The organism is Sporomusa sp. KB1 (genome assembly GCF_007830295.1).
Taxonomy (GTDB): Bacteria; Bacillota; Negativicutes; order Sporomusales; family Sporomusaceae; genus Sporomusa.
The window spans coordinates 1,276,965-1,296,782 of sequence record NZ_VLKC01000002.1; the positions used below are offsets into that span (position 1 = coordinate 1,276,965).

General features: G+C 43.3%; 14 protein-coding genes. 2 read left to right on the forward strand and 12 right to left on the reverse strand.

Annotated elements, in window-relative coordinates:
* Window positions 1-10: 10 nt before the first annotated feature.
* The 12 genes from SALPA_RS09670 to SALPA_RS09735 form a co-directional block, all read right to left on the reverse strand.
* On the reverse strand, window positions 11-2,518 hold the full coding sequence (locus tag SALPA_RS09670) for a CheR family methyltransferase (protein ID WP_145092891.1): 2,508 nt from the start codon (window positions 2,516-2,518) through the stop codon (window positions 11-13).
* A gap of 807 nt (window positions 2,519-3,325) precedes the next feature.
* The gene (locus SALPA_RS09680) at window positions 3,326-3,886 is read right to left on the reverse strand and encodes a GDSL-type esterase/lipase family protein (protein ID WP_145092896.1); all 561 of its coding nucleotides are present in this window, start codon (window positions 3,884-3,886) and stop codon (window positions 3,326-3,328) included.
* Window positions 3,887-4,112: 226 nt separating this feature from the next.
* Window positions 4,113-4,937: a MetQ/NlpA family ABC transporter substrate-binding protein gene (locus SALPA_RS09685; RefSeq protein ID WP_145092899.1), complete on the reverse strand. Its 825-nt coding sequence runs from the start codon at window positions 4,935-4,937 to the stop codon at window positions 4,113-4,115.
* Window positions 4,938-4,954: 17 nt separating this feature from the next.
* Window positions 4,955-5,617: a methionine ABC transporter permease gene (locus tag SALPA_RS09690; protein ID WP_145092902.1), complete on the reverse strand. Its 663-nt coding sequence runs from the start codon at window positions 5,615-5,617 to the stop codon at window positions 4,955-4,957.
* Window positions 5,604-6,581: a methionine ABC transporter ATP-binding protein gene (locus tag SALPA_RS09695; RefSeq protein WP_145092905.1), complete on the reverse strand. Its 978-nt coding sequence runs from the start codon at window positions 6,579-6,581 to the stop codon at window positions 5,604-5,606. The genes SALPA_RS09690 and SALPA_RS09695 overlap by 14 nt, the downstream gene beginning before the upstream one ends.
* A gap of 51 nt (window positions 6,582-6,632) precedes the next feature.
* Window positions 6,633-7,010: a cupin domain-containing protein gene (locus SALPA_RS09700; protein WP_145092908.1), complete on the reverse strand. Its 378-nt coding sequence runs from the start codon at window positions 7,008-7,010 to the stop codon at window positions 6,633-6,635.
* A gap of 235 nt (window positions 7,011-7,245) precedes the next feature.
* Window positions 7,246-8,076: a helix-turn-helix domain-containing protein gene (locus tag SALPA_RS09705; RefSeq protein ID WP_145092911.1), complete on the reverse strand. Its 831-nt coding sequence runs from the start codon at window positions 8,074-8,076 to the stop codon at window positions 7,246-7,248.
* A 1,058-nt stretch (window positions 8,077-9,134) separates the two neighbouring features.
* Window positions 9,135-11,159: a methyl-accepting chemotaxis protein gene (locus SALPA_RS09715; RefSeq protein WP_145092914.1), complete on the reverse strand. Its 2,025-nt coding sequence runs from the start codon at window positions 11,157-11,159 to the stop codon at window positions 9,135-9,137.
* Window positions 11,160-11,269: 110 nt separating this feature from the next.
* A complete protein-coding gene (locus SALPA_RS09720) occupies window positions 11,270-12,631 on the reverse strand; it encodes an MFS transporter (protein WP_145092916.1) in 1,362 nt (453 codons plus the stop codon).
* Between the two features lie 294 nt (window positions 12,632-12,925).
* A complete protein-coding gene (locus tag SALPA_RS09725) occupies window positions 12,926-14,080 on the reverse strand; it encodes a uroporphyrinogen decarboxylase family protein (protein ID WP_145092918.1) in 1,155 nt (384 codons plus the stop codon).
* A 41-nt stretch (window positions 14,081-14,121) separates the two neighbouring features.
* The gene (locus SALPA_RS09730) at window positions 14,122-14,757 is read right to left on the reverse strand and encodes a corrinoid protein (protein WP_145092921.1); all 636 of its coding nucleotides are present in this window, start codon (window positions 14,755-14,757) and stop codon (window positions 14,122-14,124) included.
* A gap of 34 nt (window positions 14,758-14,791) precedes the next feature.
* On the reverse strand, window positions 14,792-15,595 hold the full coding sequence (locus SALPA_RS09735) for a methyltetrahydrofolate cobalamin methyltransferase (RefSeq protein WP_145092924.1): 804 nt from the start codon (window positions 15,593-15,595) through the stop codon (window positions 14,792-14,794).
* 752 nt (window positions 15,596-16,347) lie between these two features.
* Here SALPA_RS09735 and SALPA_RS09740 point away from each other — a divergent pair.
* Entirely contained in the window at window positions 16,348-18,039 is a 1,692-nt protein-coding gene (locus SALPA_RS09740) for a sigma-54-dependent Fis family transcriptional regulator (RefSeq protein ID WP_145092926.1), read from the forward strand.
* 184 nt (window positions 18,040-18,223) lie between these two features.
* Window positions 18,224-19,579, forward strand: coding sequence for an MFS transporter (locus SALPA_RS09745; RefSeq protein ID WP_145092929.1), 1,356 nt, complete (start codon window positions 18,224-18,226; stop codon window positions 19,577-19,579).
* Window positions 19,580-19,818: the final 239 nt, after the last annotated feature.

The window sequence follows — 19,818 nt, forward strand, 5'->3', positions numbered from 1 at the left end:
GTTATCCTAACTATGAGACAACAATTTCAAAAGCCATCAGAATCAACTTGGTATTGTCGTGTGAATTTATAATCCGGCGGGCATTAATCAACATGGTACATTTTCCGCTATCAGGGAAGTCGCTGGTAACCGCAAAGTCTTCGAACGCTTTATCCTGATCCAAAAGTTCAGTCAATCGGGTACGCAGTTCTAACAAATTCCACTGGTTGTTTTTGATTTGGAAAATGGATTCACCAGTCAATTCTGCAAGCGTCATCCGAAAGGTATGACAAAAAGCCTTGTTGGCTTTTTGCAGGCGCATATCGCCGTCAAGTACCACCATAGGGTGCCTTACAGTTTCCACAATAGCTTCAACATACTCCCTGGATTCCTGGGCAACTCTAATGCTTTGCTTAATGACATCAATATCGGCAAAGGTGATAATAACACCATCAATTTTATTATCTGTAGTCCGATAGGGACGTATCAGCATAGAATACCAGTGCTCCCATCGATCCTGAACTTCTTGTTCTATACTGTTTAACGTGTCAATTACCTTGAGACTCATTTGCTCCAAATCAGGAACATCAATGTTCGGCTTAATATTGCTAATCGGCCGTCCGACATCGGTGCCAATCAAGTTAAATACCTTTTCAGCAGCCGCATTGAAACGCCTGATACGCAAATCACTGCTAAGTATCAAAACCGGAAGCTTGATACTACGCAGCAGATTGATCATATCATTGTTAACATGGTTTAATACCATATTGCGGGTTTCCAATTCTTCATTCAGGGTCATTAACTCTTCGTTGGTCGACTGCAGTTCCTCTTTGGATGTCTCCATTTCTTCATTCATGCTTTGCAATTCTTCGTTACTTGATTGTACTTCTTCGTTCGCATACCGAAGGTCTTCATTGGCCGCTTCATGCTGATCAATGATCGACTGCAAGTATTCCTTCGTGGCGGCAACTTCCTGTTGCAGACGCAGGATTTCATCGGCAGCCCTCGCCTGTTGTACCAATTCCGGTGCCGCAATGGCACTGTTAGCCCTATCAGGCAGTGGCTGTGATACACCATCCCGAAACAATACCAGAAAATATTCTCCTTTTGAAAACGGCCCCGTGATCGGAACAACATCAACGTTAACCGGAAATGACTGCCCGTTCTGGAGAACATGCAGGCCTTCCCTTTTAACCAGTATATTTTCTTTTTTAGCCTGATTCACAGCTGCCCGCAGTCCAGCAAACAAACCGTCCCGGGCCATCTTCAGCAGGTTTACGCTCGGTATTCCTGATGCCGGTTCAAGATAAACACCAGTCCGGCCCCGGAATTGAATAATATCCAGTTGGCTGTTGATAACAACACCGGCCGGAGCGTATTTGCTGAGAACAATCCTATCAGCCTCTTTTTGCACATCCAGCCAAGAACCACTGCTCAACCCGTCTGTCTCGTCCTTGCTGCGGTTTTGAAACGCTATCGCATGTTCAGCAGCCAAAAAATCCAACATCAGCGGTGTGGCTACCGATTTTTTTGTATAAATCCTGCATTTTTTATCCACCAGGTAAAACAGATCGGCAAATACACCGATAGATTCCGACGCTCCCAAAATTAGAAAGCCGTTAGGATTCAAAGCATAATGGAAAATCGGAAATATTCGCTTATGCAAGGCCAACCCAAAATAGATCATCACATTGCGGCAACTGACAAGATCCACCCTGGAAATAGGCGGATCTTGACCAATGTCCTGCCTAGCGAATACGCATATGTCACGAATCATCTTGCTGACCTGATAGCCCTGCTCCACTTCAATAAAAAAACGGCTAAGGCGTGCTGGACTAACATCGGTCATGATTGTCTTAGGGTAAATTCCAACTCGTGCTTTGTCGATAACCGTTTTATTAATATCGGTGGCAAAAATCTGGATTTGCCTATCAACATTGTTGTCCTCTAAAAATTCCAGCAAAGCGATAGCCAATGAATAGGCTTCCTCACCTGTTGAACAGCCAGGCACCCATAGTCGGATAGGCACGTTGGTTGCGGCCGCGCTTACAACAAATGGAAATACCGTCTTTTTCAAAGTTTCGAATGCCTGTGGCTCACGAAAAAATTTCGTGACATTGATCAACAGGTCTTGCTGCAGAGCGATAAGTTCTGCACCATTTTTCTGCAAATAAGCAACATAATCTTCAAGCTTGTCGAGCTTAAGCAAGCCCATCCGTCGCATGATCCGCCGTTTTATTGTTAGCTGCTTGTATTCAGAGAAATTAATACCACTGGTTTTGCATAACAAGGCAATAATTCGATTAAATTCCATGGTTCCGTCCGGGAACAACTCGTCGTCAGCTACAGGGCTTGCAATAATCCGGGATTTGTCTCCCCGCGAAAGTTCAGCAGTGATTGGACAATCCTGCCGCTGTTCTTGCTTACCGTCGGTATGTTCTGTTGTCAAGACAAGCCTAGCGGCTTTTGCCACTGATGCAGAAGATTCCCTTCCAGATTGCTGGTTATAATTTTTGTCGCCAGAATTATTCTCTTTCATTTTTCCTTCTCCTTCAATAACTAGAAACAGCAATATGCTTTATTTGCAATCTTGTAGTAGTCATTCCCAGCAACTAATACAATAAATGGCTATTTTTGTTACGTCTTCTATCATCTTACACCCTTTTCCTGCCGAAAACCTAATACAATTATCTAAACACCAAGTATATTACTTTTTGCAACATTCCTATACGCCATCACAAGAAAACCTTTCTGTCCCCCCAACCGCTTTTCCTGCCAAACATAGCAAAATCATAGCATACACCGAGCCATTTCTACAAATGAAAATGCATATACCATTCGTATGTCTGCAAGCTTTGGAATTGCTGAATATGTGTTTGGAGAAGATGTGGTCACATATACTATATTATTAGTTGGGATGAGGTGTCGACATGAACAAAATCTCACTTTCTAGAGCAGAGTCAATGATCAGTCCTGATATTGGCGACGAGCTCGAAATTTTTTTATATACCAACCTTAGTGCCCTAGTTTCGTCTAATCCGGATGTGGTATTAACACCCAGTTTTCAAGCAGCATTAACTTCCGCTTTAAATAGTATCGACGGTCGGCACAATATCACTACTTTACCAAGCGACCTTACTAATATATTGGAGGTGTTTATAATAATGAACGCAAGCAGAATCGTTTAACTGGCTCTGTAGCTTAGTCGATGAGCTAAGACTTCCGCCGCTATAGGCGGCGTTATTTCAGACGGGGTAGAATCCCCACGGAATATGAAACGCCCCCAATACTTTTAAAGCACCGGGGGCGTCTCTGCTATGTCTCATTTTTCCTCTGCTTTTTTGTATTAGGATTTCCTAGACATTTGCGTTTGTAATGCTTTGACAGCAATCCCTGCCATAACTTTATAACCGTGTTCGTTAGGATGTAGCACATCTGCGTAGAATTCCACTTGTGGTCGCTTACTTTTCAAAAAGGCTGTATAAAAATCAATTGCAGTTAACTTATTCATGAGCGCATACTCCCGCATGTCTTCGCGGTATAGCCCCAGAATATATTCATCTTGAGGATACATACAAGGTATTGGTAAACCAATCAGCGGCGTTATTCCATATTGCAAAGCTGTTTCTACCATATAACGAATATTATTATGTACTTCTTCCGCCTCAACTTTGGCGCAAGCATCGTTAGTACCACCCATTATAATTACATGGGATGGCAACTGGCTGATAACGTCAAAGTCAAACCGTTCCACCATTTGTGAACTAGTGTTGCCATTTACACCTTTGTTAATTATCGAAAGGCCTAACTCCTCACCGGCTAAATGAACCCATGACAAGCATGGTAAATAAGGAAACCCATAGGTGATAGAATCACCTATGGCAACTATCTTTTTCTCATCTGACATATTTTTAGCACTCCCGCCAGATATGTTTCCGTTCCGGCTATTTCACTTTGAAACTGCTTTTGAAAGCCATGTCTGGCTCGATCATATTTTTTATTATACCACCACGCATAGCTTGTAGTGAACTGCACCCTGTCAAAATTGACAGGGTGCAGTTCACTATAAAGGTTGAGACCTTTTTTCGCCGTTATCAGTGATACGTTCAAGCAAATATAATGTACGGAATATATTAGAATGCCGGAAGTACGGCACCTTGATATTTTTCTTCTAAGAATTTCTTAAGTGTTTCTGATTTCAAAGCTTTTTCCAATCTGGCAGCTATTGCTTCATTATGTTTGTCCTTGTTGAGAGCAATAACGATAGCATATTTATCGCTTTCACTGGGAGCTTCTGTAGCAATTGCTGATTTGGGATCCAGTTTTCCATTCGCCGCTACAACTGAAATAATTGTTGCACAATCAACATCTGCTAAAGAGGTAACCAGTTTTAATACATCCATTTCAACAATATTTAAATTTTTATTGTTCTCGACAATATCTAATTTTGTTGGCAGATCTACCCCCTCCTTAATTTTGATCAAGCCATTAGCCTGCAGTGCCTTTAAGGCCCTGCCCCGGTTGCTGGGGTCGTTAGGAACTGCTATTGTAGCTCCATCCTTTAATTCATTAACATTTTTTATTTTGCTGGAATAAATACCCATAAAATATTTTACGATACCGCCATTATATTTAACTAAATTTGTGCCCTTATTTTTATTAAATTGATCAAGATAAGGCTCATGTTGATAGAAATTGGCATCAATACTTCCTTCTTGCAGAGCAATATTAGGAGTTACCAAGTCATCAAACACCTTAACCTCTAAAGTATAGCCATCTTTATCAAATTCGTCTTTTACAGCTAGTAAAATATCTTTAAAAATTGGTGAAGTTCCTACAATAATGTTCTTTTTTTCCGGCTGCTTTGTACCGGCCTGATCTTGTGTCTTGCCGCAACCTACTAGTGATAACAAAGTTCCAATGACTAATACGAATACAATTATTTTTTTAAAATTCATCGTACATCCTCCATTTTTTATTTTAATACTTTGTATAAAAAATTACCCAACGATTGAATTATTTGGACGAAAATGATGAGCACAAAAACCGTCCCGTACATAATGGTGTTATCGAAATTTGCGTAGCCATATGTTATGGCTACAGCTCCCAGACCGCCGGCACCTACAGCCCCCGCCATGGCTGTGCAGCCTAGAATGGATATAATCGCTAAGGTTATGCCTGAAATCACAGAGGGTATGGCCTCTGGCAGCATGACCTTAAAGATAATTTGAAAATTACTGGCACCAAAAGACTTTACAGCATCAATAAGTTCTTTATCCACTTCCCGTAAACTTGCCTCAATAATTCTGGCAATAAAGGGGGCACCCGCGAGCGTCAAAGGAACGATGGCTGCTTTTTCTCCAATAGAAGTCCCTACAATGGCGCGAGTCACAGGAATAATCGCTACAATTAATATGATAAAAGGAAATGAGCGAACAACATTAATCACTGTAGTTAATATTTGATAGATATGTTTATTGGGCTTTAATCCTTCTTTATAGGTAACGATTAATATAATGGCTAATAAAGTACCAATGATTGACGACAGCAGCGTGGCAGCAACAACCATATACATCGTTTTTGAAAATTCAGGGATGAAGATTGTCGAAAAAAGTTGATACAGCTCACTGTGACTCATTGTTTAAAACCTCCCACCTGGCCCTTAAACCGGTTAAATATTCGCCGACAACCGGCACATTGGCTTCATCAACATTGATAATCACCCACCCTAAGACCATATCACGGTATTTTTCGGTTTTAGCCCAAACCAGAGAAAAGCCAATACCCAGCTTTTGCGCCATATCGGACAAGACTCTTTCATTGACACTCGCTTCGGTATAGGTAATTTTAATGTTGGTACCATTGAGAGGCAAAACTTCTTCCTCGTCATCACCTAAAAGGTTCTTTAAGGATTGCGGTCGCTTCATAAAAATCTCACCTACGGCCCCCTTCGCCGTAATTTCGCCATTTTCCAGAATACACATCTTGTTGCAGACCTGTCTTACTACCGACATTTGATGGGTAACCAAAACGACAGCTATTCCTAAGGTTTCATTAATTTTCTTAAGAAGCAGTAATATAGACTGTGTGGTTTTTGGATCCAATGCAGAAGTGGCTTCGTCGCAAAGCAGAATTTTTGGATTTAGTGACAAAGCTCTGGCAATAGCCACTCTTTGCTTTTGCCCACCGCTTAATGAACGTGGCCGTTCATTAATTTTATCTTCAAGGTCAACAATTTTTAATAGCTCTTTTACCCGTTTATCAATCTCCTTTTTAGGATAATTCCAACATTCCATCGGTAGTGCGATATTTTGATAAACTGTCTTTCTCTCCATTAACGAAAAGTGTTGAAAAATCATGCCAATATTTTTTCTAAACTGCCTTATTTCCTGAGCACTATGATCTTTAATTTCAAAGCCATTAATTTTTAAACTGCCAGAGTCATACTGTTCCAAGCCATTCATGCATCTTAATAAAGTCGACTTACCTGCACCGCTTCGGCCAACAAGTCCATAAATTTCGCCATCAAGAATGGTTAAATCAATATTTTTTAGAATTTTCGTATTATCATATGATTTTTGCAAATTATATATCTCGATCAAAATGGCCCTCCTCCTTCAGGTGCAACGATGAACTACCAATTCCTTGTAGATTTAGCCGCATTGACACGAAAATGTACGAGTACCTTTAGGAACGACACAGATAATATCCAAAGTCTCTTCTAATGAAGTGTTGATAATTTGATGCGGTTCGTTAGGCAACAGCAAAACAGCATCATTGGCCTTTATCGCCGTTTCTCCCTGTTCAGTTTTAACCTTTCCTGTACCTTTAACAACAAAAACTTCATGTTCCCACTGATGATCATGATAGACTGTATACGCGCCTACCGGAAAGGAAAGATAGCGTAATTCATAATTAGGTGCTCCTTCCGGTTCACCCAAAAGCCACTGTACCGATACAGGGATTTGATCTGCCTCTAGATTTGCCGGTGTAGCGGCTGGTTTTGTCTTTTGTAAGTTGGTAATATACATCTGCTTTTATTCTCCTTTTATTGATAGAATTTTCAAAATAAAAAATGAAGGTAAGAAATATCAATTGATATTTCTTGCCTTCATTTTTATGATCAGCTAAAATATTGATATTATTATCACACATGTAAACTACCTTGTCAATCATTAGTTGTAAATTTGACGGGTATAACAGTGAATTTTTATCAGCTATGGCCATATTTTTTGTTTTTGAGGAAAATCCACAATTCTGTACTTCTTAGGCTTCTATTTTTCTAGTAATTATGCTATTTACCGCATGCTGATGTGGTATTCCTGCCGAATTACAGTCTATAATTTGTTCCTCACACCAAAGGATTTCCCAGTCATAATAATACTTAGCAAGATCACCAGACAAATAGAAAAACTCGTTTTTTTCCCAATCAGGCGCGGTCTTTATAAACGGCTTTTCAACAAATAGTAAATGTGCGTTAAGTCCGCCAATATTCGTATACCGTTTATATTTGTCAAAATGATTCTGCCGTTGCTCCAACGGCAAAAATTGAAGTGAACCATGAGAATAAATTACGTCATAAGCAACAGCAAGCTCATATCCGATCATATCGGCCTGAAGAATATTGACCTCATAGCCAGCTGCCTGGCTATACTGCCTGATTTTTTGGGTACCAGGAGTTGAAAATTCCAATGCATCCACCTGGAAACCGCATTTAGCAAAATAGACAGCATCCCGTCCTTCACCGCTGCCAATATCTAATAAGCTCTTGTTTACCTTATCCTGCATGATTTTTACAATTTGCTCAGCAAGCAGGGAATGCTGAAGTCCCCAATAATATTCTTCTTTCTTATATTCACCATCATAGGGGCTTACTTTTTCCTTTAGGCTACCGCCTGTCAGCAAGCAATCAATTGATGTCCCAAGCACCTTCGCTAAAAGCGGCAGCAATGGGGTATCCGGCAAAGCATTGCCTTTTTCCCATTTGGAAACCGCTTGTGGTGTGACATTCAATGTCAAACTGATTTGTTCTTGCGTATAGCCCCGTTGTTTTCGTAACAAAGCAATACGCTGACCGATAGTATTATCATTAGACATAGTTTTTCTCCCTTTTCGATTCTATCAGACTGACACTACCATTGTATCGTTGGTTGCTGTCAAAGTCTACCTAGCCGTAGTTGCAGACATCTGAAAGAAATACAACCACTGGTTGATTTCACTACCAACATGTTTACACCCCTACTTTGTACTTGGTGACACAGATATTGGTACTGAACCTAATGAAGCCTTTCATTATTGGCAAACAACATAAAACAGGTAGGAAGTTTGACCTTCCTACCTGTTTTTACTCGCATCCATCCCTATAGCACTAAACTATACACGACAATCTCAAACAACCTATTCCAAACTTAACATGTTGATTCTTCCGTACCCTGTGAGATATAGACCAGAAAACCAGATAAACCACTACAAACCAGATGAAAAAACTTGTTTCAAACAGTCACTTACTCAACTTCAATACTTAGGGGTCAGATGATTAAATTGTAACTAAAAAACACAATCCTGAGCCAGATATACTAATCGCTTGCAACAACGAAACTGAAAGTTCCTACCTCTGCAATACTTAGCTGAATCTAGGTCGCTATAAGGATGGTGCTTGATTAGATAATAACATAATAATAATTATTATGCAACTCTTTTTTTGACCTATTAAGCAGTTTCATTTCTTTAAAAGCTCTAGGAAGCAACAGGACGTTCTTTTTGCTTCTTTGCTTATATCTTAAAAACTTAACTTTCGCAGAGGCAAAATCGTCCGAACACCTTGAGGTAGTTAACAGCAAGCCAATAAAATAATCATTCTTGACAATGGAAAAACACCCCAATGTCTGGTAAAGTGAAGTTTCTACTCAACACTACCATACAGAAGAGGTGTCTCCCATATGACAATAGAGATCGACTTTCAGATTCTAGTTGAGGCTGATTTCCTAGTGAATATCTTCGAAGATAATTTAAACCGGGTAGATACAAAGTATCAGAGACAAGTATTTTAAGACAACTGCGGGGAAAGGCTATTTGGATAGTATGTATGGCGGTGAGGCGTAAGCCGAGTGAATGCGCCTATGAAAGTGGCATAACCTTTTTATATATTTTGGTCTTTAAATCTTGAAACAGCTGACGGCTTTCTGCAAATCAGCCGCCATCTTAGCCAGCTCCTGACTGGAAGCGGCAATTTCCTCCATTGACGCGGATTGCTCCTGCGTGGCGGCTGAAATGGACTGGGTCTGGCCGGCGGTGTCTTTGCTGATTTCTTCGATTTTCTCCACGGCTGATACCATTTGTTCACTATTGCCTGCCATTTGCTGTATAGTAGCCGAGTTTTCCCTGATCTGTACCGATACGGCGTCGACTAGCGAGACAATCTCCTGAAAAGCCTGTCCGGCGTTATGAACAACTTCGGTGCCGGCTGCAACTTCAGATGTCCCTTTCATCATGGCCAAAACCGCCTGATCGGTATCGCTTTGAATATGATGAACCAAGTCAGCGATTTGTTTGGCCGATTCCTGGGATTGTTCTGCCAGTTTACGCACGGCTTCGGCAACCACGGCAAAACCACGGCCCTGTTCACCGGCCCGGGCGGCCTCGATAGCCGCATTGAGGGCCAGCAGATTGGTCTGTCCGGTAATATCGGTTATAGTTTCCACAATCAGTTCGATCTTTTTGGAATTTTCCCCCAATTGTTTAACAACCTCCGCCGAAGTGGTCACGGCCTGCTCAATAGCAGCTATCTGCATAATGGCCGATTCTATGGAATGAGTGCCGTTCTGAGCAGTATGGGACGCTTTTTCCGCCATATTTGCCACCGCATCGGCTTTATCGGCGACTTGGCGGATGCCGGTAGACATCCGTTCAACAGTCAACGTCGCTTCGGTCACGACATTGAGCTGATTTTCAGAACCAGCGGCTATGGTGTTTATTGTTCCGGCAATCTGCTGCGTTGCCTGGGCCGACTCGTCCGCATTGGCTGTCAGCTCTTCCGAGGCGGCGGCTATCTGTTCGGTTGTCTGGGCAATGTGGCGGACTAAATCGGCTAGACTTTTTGTCATGTCATTAAAAGCCGTCGTTACTCGCCCGACCTCGTCCTGGGATTTGGTTTCAATAAAATTGTTCGCCAAATTGCCGCCGGCTACTTCCTGAGTGTAGCCGACTAACGCCTTAAGCGGCTGGGACAAGCGCCTGGCCAAAAGCCAGATGACTGTCAAGAGTACGGCCATTACCACACCAAGGGCAATTCCCAACGTTTTCATAATGGTAGCCTGTGGTGCGAAGAGTTCGGTTTCAGACATAGTGGCGGCGATTGCCCAGCCTGTAACGGGGATCGGGTGATAGAAGGCTATTTTTTTCTCACTATTCACCGTATAGCGATATATGCCCGGACTACCGCCTAACATGAGCCTGCCTAGTTCACCGGTACTCTGATCCGTATCGGTTATTTTCTTTTTCATTACCATTTCTTTATCCGGGTGCTGAATAAAAGTCCCATCCGCTGCAATCATAATTCCGTAACCGGTGGTGCCAAATTTGAGGCTGTCCGCAATTTGCTGAACGGTTGTCAATGAAATGGCCGTGCCGACCACCCCCTGCGGGATGTTGTGCTCGTCTTTTATTGGCGCCGCCATAAATACGGCCGGCAGTCCTGTCGATAAGGAAATGAGCGGCGGTGTGATCTGAGTAGAACCACCAGCCATAATTGCCTTAAAGTAACCACGGTCTTTCAGATTGCCGGCTACAATCACATAGTCACTGCCTTTTTTCTGGGCGGTGTGAAAATCACCGCTGCGATTGACGGCATAAACATATTGATAAAAACCAGGATACTTTTTGTCCAGGAATTTGTACCAGTTCATATTTTGTGTATCAATCTGCGTAAAATCATTATTGATTGTGGTGGATGACACCAGTGTTGTGGCCATTGTTTCCGGCTCCAGCTTATGCGCTTCCAGCCAGGTATTAATGGTGGCCGCTGTTTGGCCGGTTGCTGTCAGCATACTTTTGCTCAATTCGTGTTCGATAAGATTGTTAATGCCCAGATAGGCAACGGTGCCTACGGTCAGCAGTCCGAGGACTACGGTTGGTATGATGGCCAGCATCATTTTTGCCTGGTAAGACTTAATTTTGAGCATAAATATCCCCCTAAATCAATGACTCTTGAATATTTTCGTACGACGCAAAAAGAGGAATACCTCGCCTGCGGCCAATCGTCGGCTGTAAGTGTTCTGTTGCAGGAAGTACTTTAACCCGATATGTTTTCCAGGGATTTTCCTTTGGTTTCTTCACCCAGTATAACTACCGCCACTGCCGCGACAGCGTAGCATACGGCGCCCAAGGCAAAGACTCCTTCGATACCCGTATGCGGCAAAATGACTCCCACCAGATAAGCGCCCACGATCGCCCCCAAGCGTCCGACTGCCGAGGCAAATCCTGACCCGGTTGCCCGGGCTCGCGTAGGATATAGCTCAGGTGTATACGCATACATACAGGACCACATACCTAGCATAAAAAATTGCATAATAAAACCAAAAATCACCAAACTGGTTAAGGTTGTCGCCGTCCCGTAGAGATACGACCCCAATGCCGCTCCAAACAAAAAGATAACGTTGGTGGGCTTGCGGCCCAAGGCTTCAACCAGATAGGCAGAAGTCAGGAACCCCGGAATGCCGCCAAATGAAATGGCCACCGTGTAGAAAACCGATTTTGTTACCTCAAAACCTTTCTGTTGTAATAATGTACCCAGCCAGGTGGTTAATCCATAATAACCGAGCAGGGCAAAAAACCATAAACTCCATATCATAACCGTGCGTTTGACATAACCCGGCGCCCACAAATCGGCAAAGGTGGATTGGACGGCTTGTTTGTCGGGCTCATACGGCCGGGGTTGGACAACAGGCAATTCGTGCCCTCCCAGGGCTTTTTTGACCCCTTCCTCAAAATCGGTGACTACCTTGTCCGCTTCCGCCAGCCGCCCCTTATCCTCCAGCCAGCGCGGCGACTCGGAGATATAATATTTGACCACAAAATAATACAGCACCGGTACGGCTTCTGCCAGAAACACCAGCCGCCAGCCACCGAAGGGAATCAGAAAATAGGCAAGAATGCCGGCACAAATAAAACCGATAGGCCAGAAGCCTTCCAGTATGGCGATATAGCGGCCCCGGTCTTTGCTGGGAATGAATTCGGACACCAAAGACATGGCCGGAGGAAAACCCGTGCCTAAGCCAAAGCCCACAAGAAAACGGAATATACCCAGTATTTCCGGCGTCTGGGCCAGAGCGCACAGGATGCTGGCGCCGCTATACACCAATATGCTATTCTGCAGCATCACCTTCCGTCCGAACTTATCACTTAAGATGCCGGAGACCGATGCGCCGACGGCCATGCCGATAAAGCTCATTGTGGCCAGCAAGCCTGCCTGCTGCGCTGACAGGCCAAAATCCGTTTTAATCGAACCCAGGATAAAAGTTAGCATGGCAAGATCTATAGAATCAAACAACCAGGCTGCGGCAATCAGTGCAAAAATTCGCTTTTGATAGCCAGTGAGCGGCAATCGTTCAAGCCGGTCGGGTACACTTACACGCAGTATCTTATTTTTATTCATACCGGAAATCCCCCTCTGTATAGTGTCTCTGTGCCAACCAAGGTGATCTGTTACCTGTCCACTATTTGCAAAAGAGGGGCAAGAGCCTCTTTTGCCTGCTTCTGCAAAGATATATCGCAATATAATAATTGTAGATAATTCAGATAATTTATGTTAATTTTGGATATCTTTGTAATGTTACTGTGGATGCAATTGACTCTCGGATAAATCTGTATAAGGCCAGTGATTATGAAGCGGGGGGAAGTCTCTCGACTTCCCCTGGTTCATAATCATCCAGTATTTTCTGAAAAATAATCAGTATTTGCAATTGGCCTGGAACGTTTCCCACATAGCAATGAAATTCTCAATAGGCACATCGTCCTGAATATTATGCACTGGCGAGAATACAAATCCTCCGCCCGGAGCGAAGATGTCAATATTCCGTTTGGTTTCTTCCCGGACTTGTTCAGGAGTTCCGTTTGGCAAGGTTGCCTGAGTATTAATGCCGCCGCCCCAGAAGGTAATCACCTTCCCGAATTCGTTCTTTAAGCGTTCAGGTTCCATATTGGCGGCGGCAATCTGTACTGGGTTCAGGCAATCATAGCCTGCTTCGATAATGTCACCAATTACCTCATATACCGAGCCACAGGTATGCAGCGTGGTTTTAATGCCCGGTTGCGATTTTTTTATAAATTCATTAAGTTTTTTATGATAGGGAAAAATCAGTTCCCGCAACACTCGCGGTGAACAGAAGGTTCCGCGTTGGGTGCCAAAGTCATCGGCTTCCGCGGTTACATCAAGCAGTCCGTCGTATTCATCAAAAAGATAGCCGTACCATTCGATTTTCTTTTCATATAGTTTCTCAATAAAAGCTGTACAACGCTCAGGTTCGGCAACCAGCATGGCAAGCCAATTTTCATAACCGTAGACCAATGGTCCGGTTTGCAGAAAGCCATTCCCAAACACCTGACAGGTTGTAGTTAGGAAGCCCGCTGCGCGGTAATCCTCAAGTTCTTTTCTCGTACCGGGCACAAGCCGGTTGGGACAAGGCCAGATATACTTGGCATCGTCTTCTTCGTCTTCCGCATTTCCCAGGGCAGTGTCATACAGGTCATAGTACAGACTGTGCTTGTGGGGCATGCGATAGGTTGTGCCAAAGTCATTCGTGAAATAAGTGTAACTTTCATCTTCCCATTCTCTGACATAAGGGCTTACATGATCTTTTACATATTTTACTCTGGCATTGCGGACATCGCAGCCGAGCAGGTCCATCACTTTATCCGACGCATAAACCAGCTGATAAGGTTTTTGAGCGATTTCAAGGTTGTCCTCTTTTAAGCCAAAGTAATCAAGCAACTTCAGATAAAAGTATTTTGTAAACTTACACGCATGGCCTGAACCTAAATCAAGCGGTATACGGTCCGGTTCCTGATGATTCAGGGCCATCTGCAGTCTCTCACGGGAATTCATATAGTAACCCCTCCCTGTATTGTTTGTGTTGCTTTATTTGGTTAAGCGATAAGTTTTTTGGAAATGCTTGCGGCCGAAGCTGCATTTTCCGCATAACCGTCGGCGCCGATTTTATCGGCAAATTCCTGGGTTATCGGCGCGCCGCCGACAATAATCTTAACCTGGTTTTTAAGGCCGGCTTCCGCGATGGCACTGACAGCGTCTTTTAAGGCCGGCATAGTAGTGGTAAGCAGGGCGGTTAAGCCGACTATCCGGCAATCCGGATTGGCTTTGATGGCATCAATAATTTTTGCCGACGGAACATCAACGCCTAAGTCAACCACTTCAAAGCCCGAGCCTTCCAGCATCATGCCCACGAGGTTTTTGCCGATATCATGCAAATCACCCTCGACCGTGCCGATAATGAATTTTCCCAAAGTAGCGGTTACTCCGCCGGCAAGATGGGGCTTAAGCTTTTCCACGCCCTTTTTCATCGCTCTGGCGGCAACTAACATTTCCGGAACATAGATTTGGCCGTCCTTAAACTGGTCACCTACAATACTCATCGCGGCGATCAGACCTTCATTCAAAATGTCAGTGGCGGCAATACCTTCCGCTAATGCTTCGTCAATAAGGCCACCAACAATTTTCATTTTGCCGCCCGCAACTGCGGTTGCGATTTCCTGAATCTTTGACATGTTTCATTCCTCCTGGTTTAATATTATCTATTTGTTATTTTTGTTGCCCGAATTTGTTTTCCCGATAGGCCCCGATATATTCGATGCAGTATTCGTCCATGCCCAGGAGCGCTTCGGTGGCATAAATCATACCCATCAAATCCCGGTTTAGCGGGTCAATGATCGCGCTATCCATACCCGCGTTCATTGCCAGGACGAGGAAAGCCTGATTTACCAGTTTTCTGGCAGGCAAATTAAAGGAAATGTTGCTGCCACCGCCGGTAACATGAATATCCGGATATTGTGTTTTGATGGTTTTAATTACTTCCGTAACGGTATTGATTCCGTCTTCCGAGGTGCAGAGCATTTGCACCAGGGGATCAATATGCAGGCGGTTCGGAGCAATATGGTATTCTTTTGCTTTTTTCATAATAGCGGCAAATACAGCCAGACGTTTTTCGGCATTCTGGGGCAATCCCGTATCGTCGCATAAGAGCGCGGCGCATTCCCATTCTGTATCGGCAATTAACGGGAAGATGACATCAATCTTGTCGCCTTCCATGGATACCGAATTAATAAGACCAGGCTTGTTGCAGAACTTCATCGCCGCGGCACAGATACGAACATTGGGGCTGTCAATGGCAATGGGGGTATCGGTAACTTCCTGCACCAGTCCGATAAGCCATTGCATGGTTTCTAGTTCGATATGGTTGTCAACCGACGCGCACACATCGATAAATGCGGCACCGGCATTTGCCTGCACTTTTGCAAGGTTACGGATAAAATCCGCATCCTTCCCGGTGATTGCCTTGGCTACGGAGGGAATGGATCCATTAATTTTTTCACCGATAATAATCATTTTTTATTACCATCTCCTCATGTGTGTTATTGCAGGACGTTATGCGTCAACAAAAAATCCGTAAGTTCTAACAGGCTTTTACTGTTTTCACCTCCTTTGGACAAGCTGCGCCACTCAGCCGTCTTAGCGACCTGGATACTGGATTTAAATTTTGGATTTTAATTCTGGATTGGATGATAAAATTTCGTTTTATGCCTAATGCAACATTTATGCCAATCTTCGCAAAATTAATAGATTATACACCTTGGATGTTTGGATATAATGGCATGGTCATTGCTTGTGATTTTAGTTAGGAAGTATTGAAAAACCGCTCAGCAGGATGCAATAACATTATTTTTGAGCTTGCGGCTGGAAATAGCCCTGGCTATACTTCTTGTATTGACAAAAAAACATTAAAATTTTAATAATTTTTTGATATTTCACTAAAACCGTCATTGCTTTGCGTTAAAAAATGACTGCTATGAGTTGTTTTTGCATCAGTTTTAACCGAGAATGCTGCCAATCAGTACGGTATGTAATATTTTCTTTGAAAATGACAAGTTGACATATATTTGATAGAGAGCTATAAGCATATGAAAAACAGCCTATTTTTATAGTGATTCATTTATGATTCGGTACGGTGAAACATTTATTGGCAATGTTTTAAAAACACGTATACTTTAAAGTAATTTGAGCGTATTATTAGAGTGATTCAATAGTGAATCATAAAATTTAAATATTGCAATAATTTCATAAACAAGGAGACTGAGTGGGTGAAAACGTTAGATAAGGCAGAATACGTTATCAATAAAGAAACTATCATTGTAACTATTTCTGAAAAAAGAGAAATTTTATATTGGAATAAAAGTGCCGCATGTATTTTCGGTGATGAGGCCGGTATAGTTTCTTTTTTAGAAGGCCTGAATATCTCGGAAATCTTTGACATGGTTATAATGGATGGCGCGGAACAGTCTCTGCGCTGCACACTTCCCAACAACCACTGTTATGAAATGTTCATCTTCCCGTTCCGGCCGGCGGAAAACCAGGTAAATATCACTATTTTGTGGCATTTATCCGAAGCCTGGGAAAGTTGGTCCAACTGGGACGAGAACATTATCGCCCTGACCCAGGAAATCATTGACGCCGTAGCCGATGGGATCATTATTGTCGATGCCCGGGGCATTGTCCGCCAGACCAATAAATCCTATGAGGCCATGGCCAATATCCGCAAGGAGGACTATACAAACGTACACATTGACGCACTGGTGGAAAACGGCTTAATTCACCAGGGTCTGTCACCCATGGTTGTTGACAGGAAAGAAACCATGTCCATAGTTGATTTCCGGAATGGCAAGGATATGTTGCTCACAGGCACTCCCGTGTTTGGACGTACCGACGAAGTCATTTGCGTTCTGTGCAACGTGCGCGATGTAACTGAACTTAGGAATTTGAAAGAGCAACTTTCGGAAAGCAAACGACTTCAACAGGATTATTTACAGAAGCTCAGCCAAATCATGTCACCCAATATCTACGCAGATTTTCACACCGAAAATTCCAAGATGCAGCATATTGTCGAGCTGGCTATGCGGGTGGCGCCATCCAATTCCACGATTTTGCTGCTGGGTGAATCCGGCGTGGGCAAAGGTGTTTTTGCAAATTTAATCCATCAGTCGAGCAAACGCAATGCTAAACCCATGATGGAAATTAATTGCGGCTCCATTCCTCCCAGCCTCTTTGAATCAGAACTTTTCGGCTATGAGGCCGGTGCCTTCACCGGCGCCAGCAAAGGAGGAAAACTGGGAATATTTGAGCTTGCCGACAAGAGCACCTTATTTCTGGATGAAATCGGCGATTTGCCCGGCGATATGCAGGTCAAGGTTCTCAAAGCCATTCAGGATAAAAAAATCATGCGTATCGGCGGCAATAAAACAATTAATGTCGATGTACGCATTATTGCCGCAACCAACCGGAATTTAGAGGAAATGGTAAAAGAAAAGACCTTCCGGGAAGATCTTTATTACCGGCTGAATGTTATTCCCATCCTGATTCCACCTTTACGAGAAAGGCCGGAAGATATCTTTGCGCTGACGCTGCATTTTATAAAAAAGCTCAACAAGGAATACAGTATGAACAAACGCCTCCATTCCCTGGTACTCAATGCCTTTTTGGATTACCACTGGCCCGGCAATATCAGAGAATTGGAGAATACAGTGGAACGCTTGCTGATAACCAGCACCTCTTCCGAAATTCCGCTCGCAAGCTTTTATGAAATTAAAGGTATTCCCAACAATAATGACGGTAACACAGCAATACCTTTGCAGGAAATTGTAGATCAAAAGGAAAAAGAGATTCTTCTTTCAACCTACCAAAGCACGAAAAGCACGCGAAAAAGTGCTTCCATATTAGGTCTAAGTCAGTCGACCTTCGTGCGAAAAGCAAAAAAACACGGTATAATCCTGCGTTAATTCCTGTTGTTTTTCACCTCTTTTGTTCACTGACGCAGCAAATTTATTTGGCACGAAAATTGCATTAATTAAAAGCAGGATTTAATGGATGATGATTCTTGTCTGGATTGGAACCAAAGCTGCTTTTACCATTACGCAATGGGATCGCCACATGATTCATGAATACTGCGAGGAGGAGTAAATAATGGGGGAAAGATTTGAGAACAACATAGCCGGCCGGCTGGACAGACTGCCGTTATGTTCAGTTCAGTGGAAACTATGGCTTGTGCACGAAATATGTTGGATATTAGGGTCTGTTGGTCTGGGTACGGCAACTTTTGTATTGGCTTCCATAGGCAATGAATTTACTCTTACATCCACAACCAAGGGGCTTGTGGCTTCATCCACCTACCTTGGTATGTTTTTTGGGGCTAGCCTTTCCGGATACCTAGGCGATAAATTCGGGCGAAAAAAAATGTTGGTGATATCTATATTTATTTGGAGCTTGGCCAGTTTGGGGTTGGCCTGGAGTCCCAATATCACTGCCTTCTGGGTTTTCCGGTTTTTTCTTGGCTTAGGAATGGGCGCTCAATTCCCCATGACGCAGTCCATGCTTTCCGAGCTGTTTCCTGCCAATAGCCGGGGACGGGCGATTTGTCTTATGGAGGGTGGTTTCCCGCTGGCCTGCATTTTAGCCGGTCTTATTTCCTGGGTTGCTCTTATGTATGTCGACTGGCGGTATGTTTTCTTTATACAGGCGTTAGGCGGACTTTGTGTGTTTATGGTGATATACAAAATTCCGGAATCAGCGCGCTGGCATGAATCTGTAGGTCAGCTTGACAAAGCAAAAGAAATAGTGGTGGCTATGGAAGCGCAAGTAATTAAAGTAACCGGAAAATCGCTGCCGGAAATTCCTGAACCGATTATTGACGAGAAGGACTATTCGAATAAATCGAAGCTTGCTCAATTGCTCGAACGTAACCAGATTAAAAAGACACTTACCCTTTGGACGCTTTGGTTCTGCGTATTGTTTGGCTTTTATGGCTTAAATACCTGGATTTCGGCCTTGCTGGTAAACGCGGGTTTCAGTGTTGTCAAGTCCAGCGGTTTTGTTCTATTAATGTATTTACCCGCCATACCGGGCTATTTGTGCGCAACGTACTTTGTTGAAATATACGGCCGCAAAAAAATGATTTTCTCGTATTTGATACTTGCTGCGGTATTCTGTTATTTTTATGGTCAGTCGAAAACACTTACAGAACTATTTGTCTTTGGCTGCTGTATGCAATTCTTTATGTTTGGTATGTGGTCGCTTATTTACACCTATGCGTCAGAAGTATTCCCGACAAGAATTCGTTCAACCGGCTGCGGTACGACTTCCTCCGCAGGCAGGATGGGCTCACTTATCGCCCCCACACTGTTTGGATTGCTGCTTCCTTATATAGGCAATGCCGGTTTGTTTAATCTTGGGGCCGCAATATTTTTCATTGGCGGCACAGTAACTCTTATTTTTGGAGTAGAGACAAAAGGAAAACGCTTAGAGGAAATCCGCAGCCTGTAAGTTTGTTGACGGAAACAATAAGGAGGGGCGTGTCGCTAAACGTTTTAAAAAAAACGCAATGCGACACGTCCTTTTTGCGTAAAGAAAAAGGAAAACTCGCTGGAAGAAAGAAAAAAAGGAAGCCCCAGACGATTTATAGGCATAACAAAACAGAGGAAGCCCATTCCTCTAAAAAAACTCTGTATATAGTTATCAGGCCGCTTTGGGAATATGCAAATAGGTTCCACAGCGACCACTTT

Excerpts from the sequence above, each read along its gene's own strand:
- SALPA_RS09670 (WP_145092891.1), bottom strand. The coding sequence starts at position 2,518 with ATGAAAGAGAATAATTCTGGCGACAAAAATTATAACCAGCAATCTGGA.
- SALPA_RS09680 (WP_145092896.1), bottom strand. The coding sequence starts at position 3,886 with ATGTCAGATGAGAAAAAGATAGTTGCCATAGGTGATTCTATCACCTAT.
- SALPA_RS09685 (WP_145092899.1), bottom strand. The coding sequence starts at position 4,937 with ATGAATTTTAAAAAAATAATTGTATTCGTATTAGTCATTGGAACTTTG.
- SALPA_RS09690 (WP_145092902.1), bottom strand. The coding sequence starts at position 5,617 with ATGAGTCACAGTGAGCTGTATCAACTTTTTTCGACAATCTTCATCCCT.
- SALPA_RS09700 (WP_145092908.1), bottom strand. The coding sequence starts at position 7,010 with ATGTATATTACCAACTTACAAAAGACAAAACCAGCCGCTACACCGGCA.
- SALPA_RS09705 (WP_145092911.1), bottom strand. The coding sequence starts at position 8,076 with ATGTCTAATGATAATACTATCGGTCAGCGTATTGCTTTGTTACGAAAA.
- SALPA_RS09715 (WP_145092914.1), bottom strand. The coding sequence starts at position 11,159 with ATGCTCAAAATTAAGTCTTACCAGGCAAAAATGATGCTGGCCATCATA.
- SALPA_RS09720 (WP_145092916.1), bottom strand. The coding sequence starts at position 12,631 with ATGAATAAAAATAAGATACTGCGTGTAAGTGTACCCGACCGGCTTGAA.
- SALPA_RS09725 (WP_145092918.1), bottom strand. The coding sequence starts at position 14,080 with ATGAATTCCCGTGAGAGACTGCAGATGGCCCTGAATCATCAGGAACCG.
- SALPA_RS09730 (WP_145092921.1), bottom strand. The coding sequence starts at position 14,757 with ATGTCAAAGATTCAGGAAATCGCAACCGCAGTTGCGGGCGGCAAAATG.
- SALPA_RS09735 (WP_145092924.1), bottom strand. The coding sequence starts at position 15,595 with ATGATTATTATCGGTGAAAAAATTAATGGATCCATTCCCTCCGTAGCC.
- SALPA_RS09745 (WP_145092929.1), top strand. The coding sequence starts at position 18,224 with ATGGGGGAAAGATTTGAGAACAACATAGCCGGCCGGCTGGACAGACTG.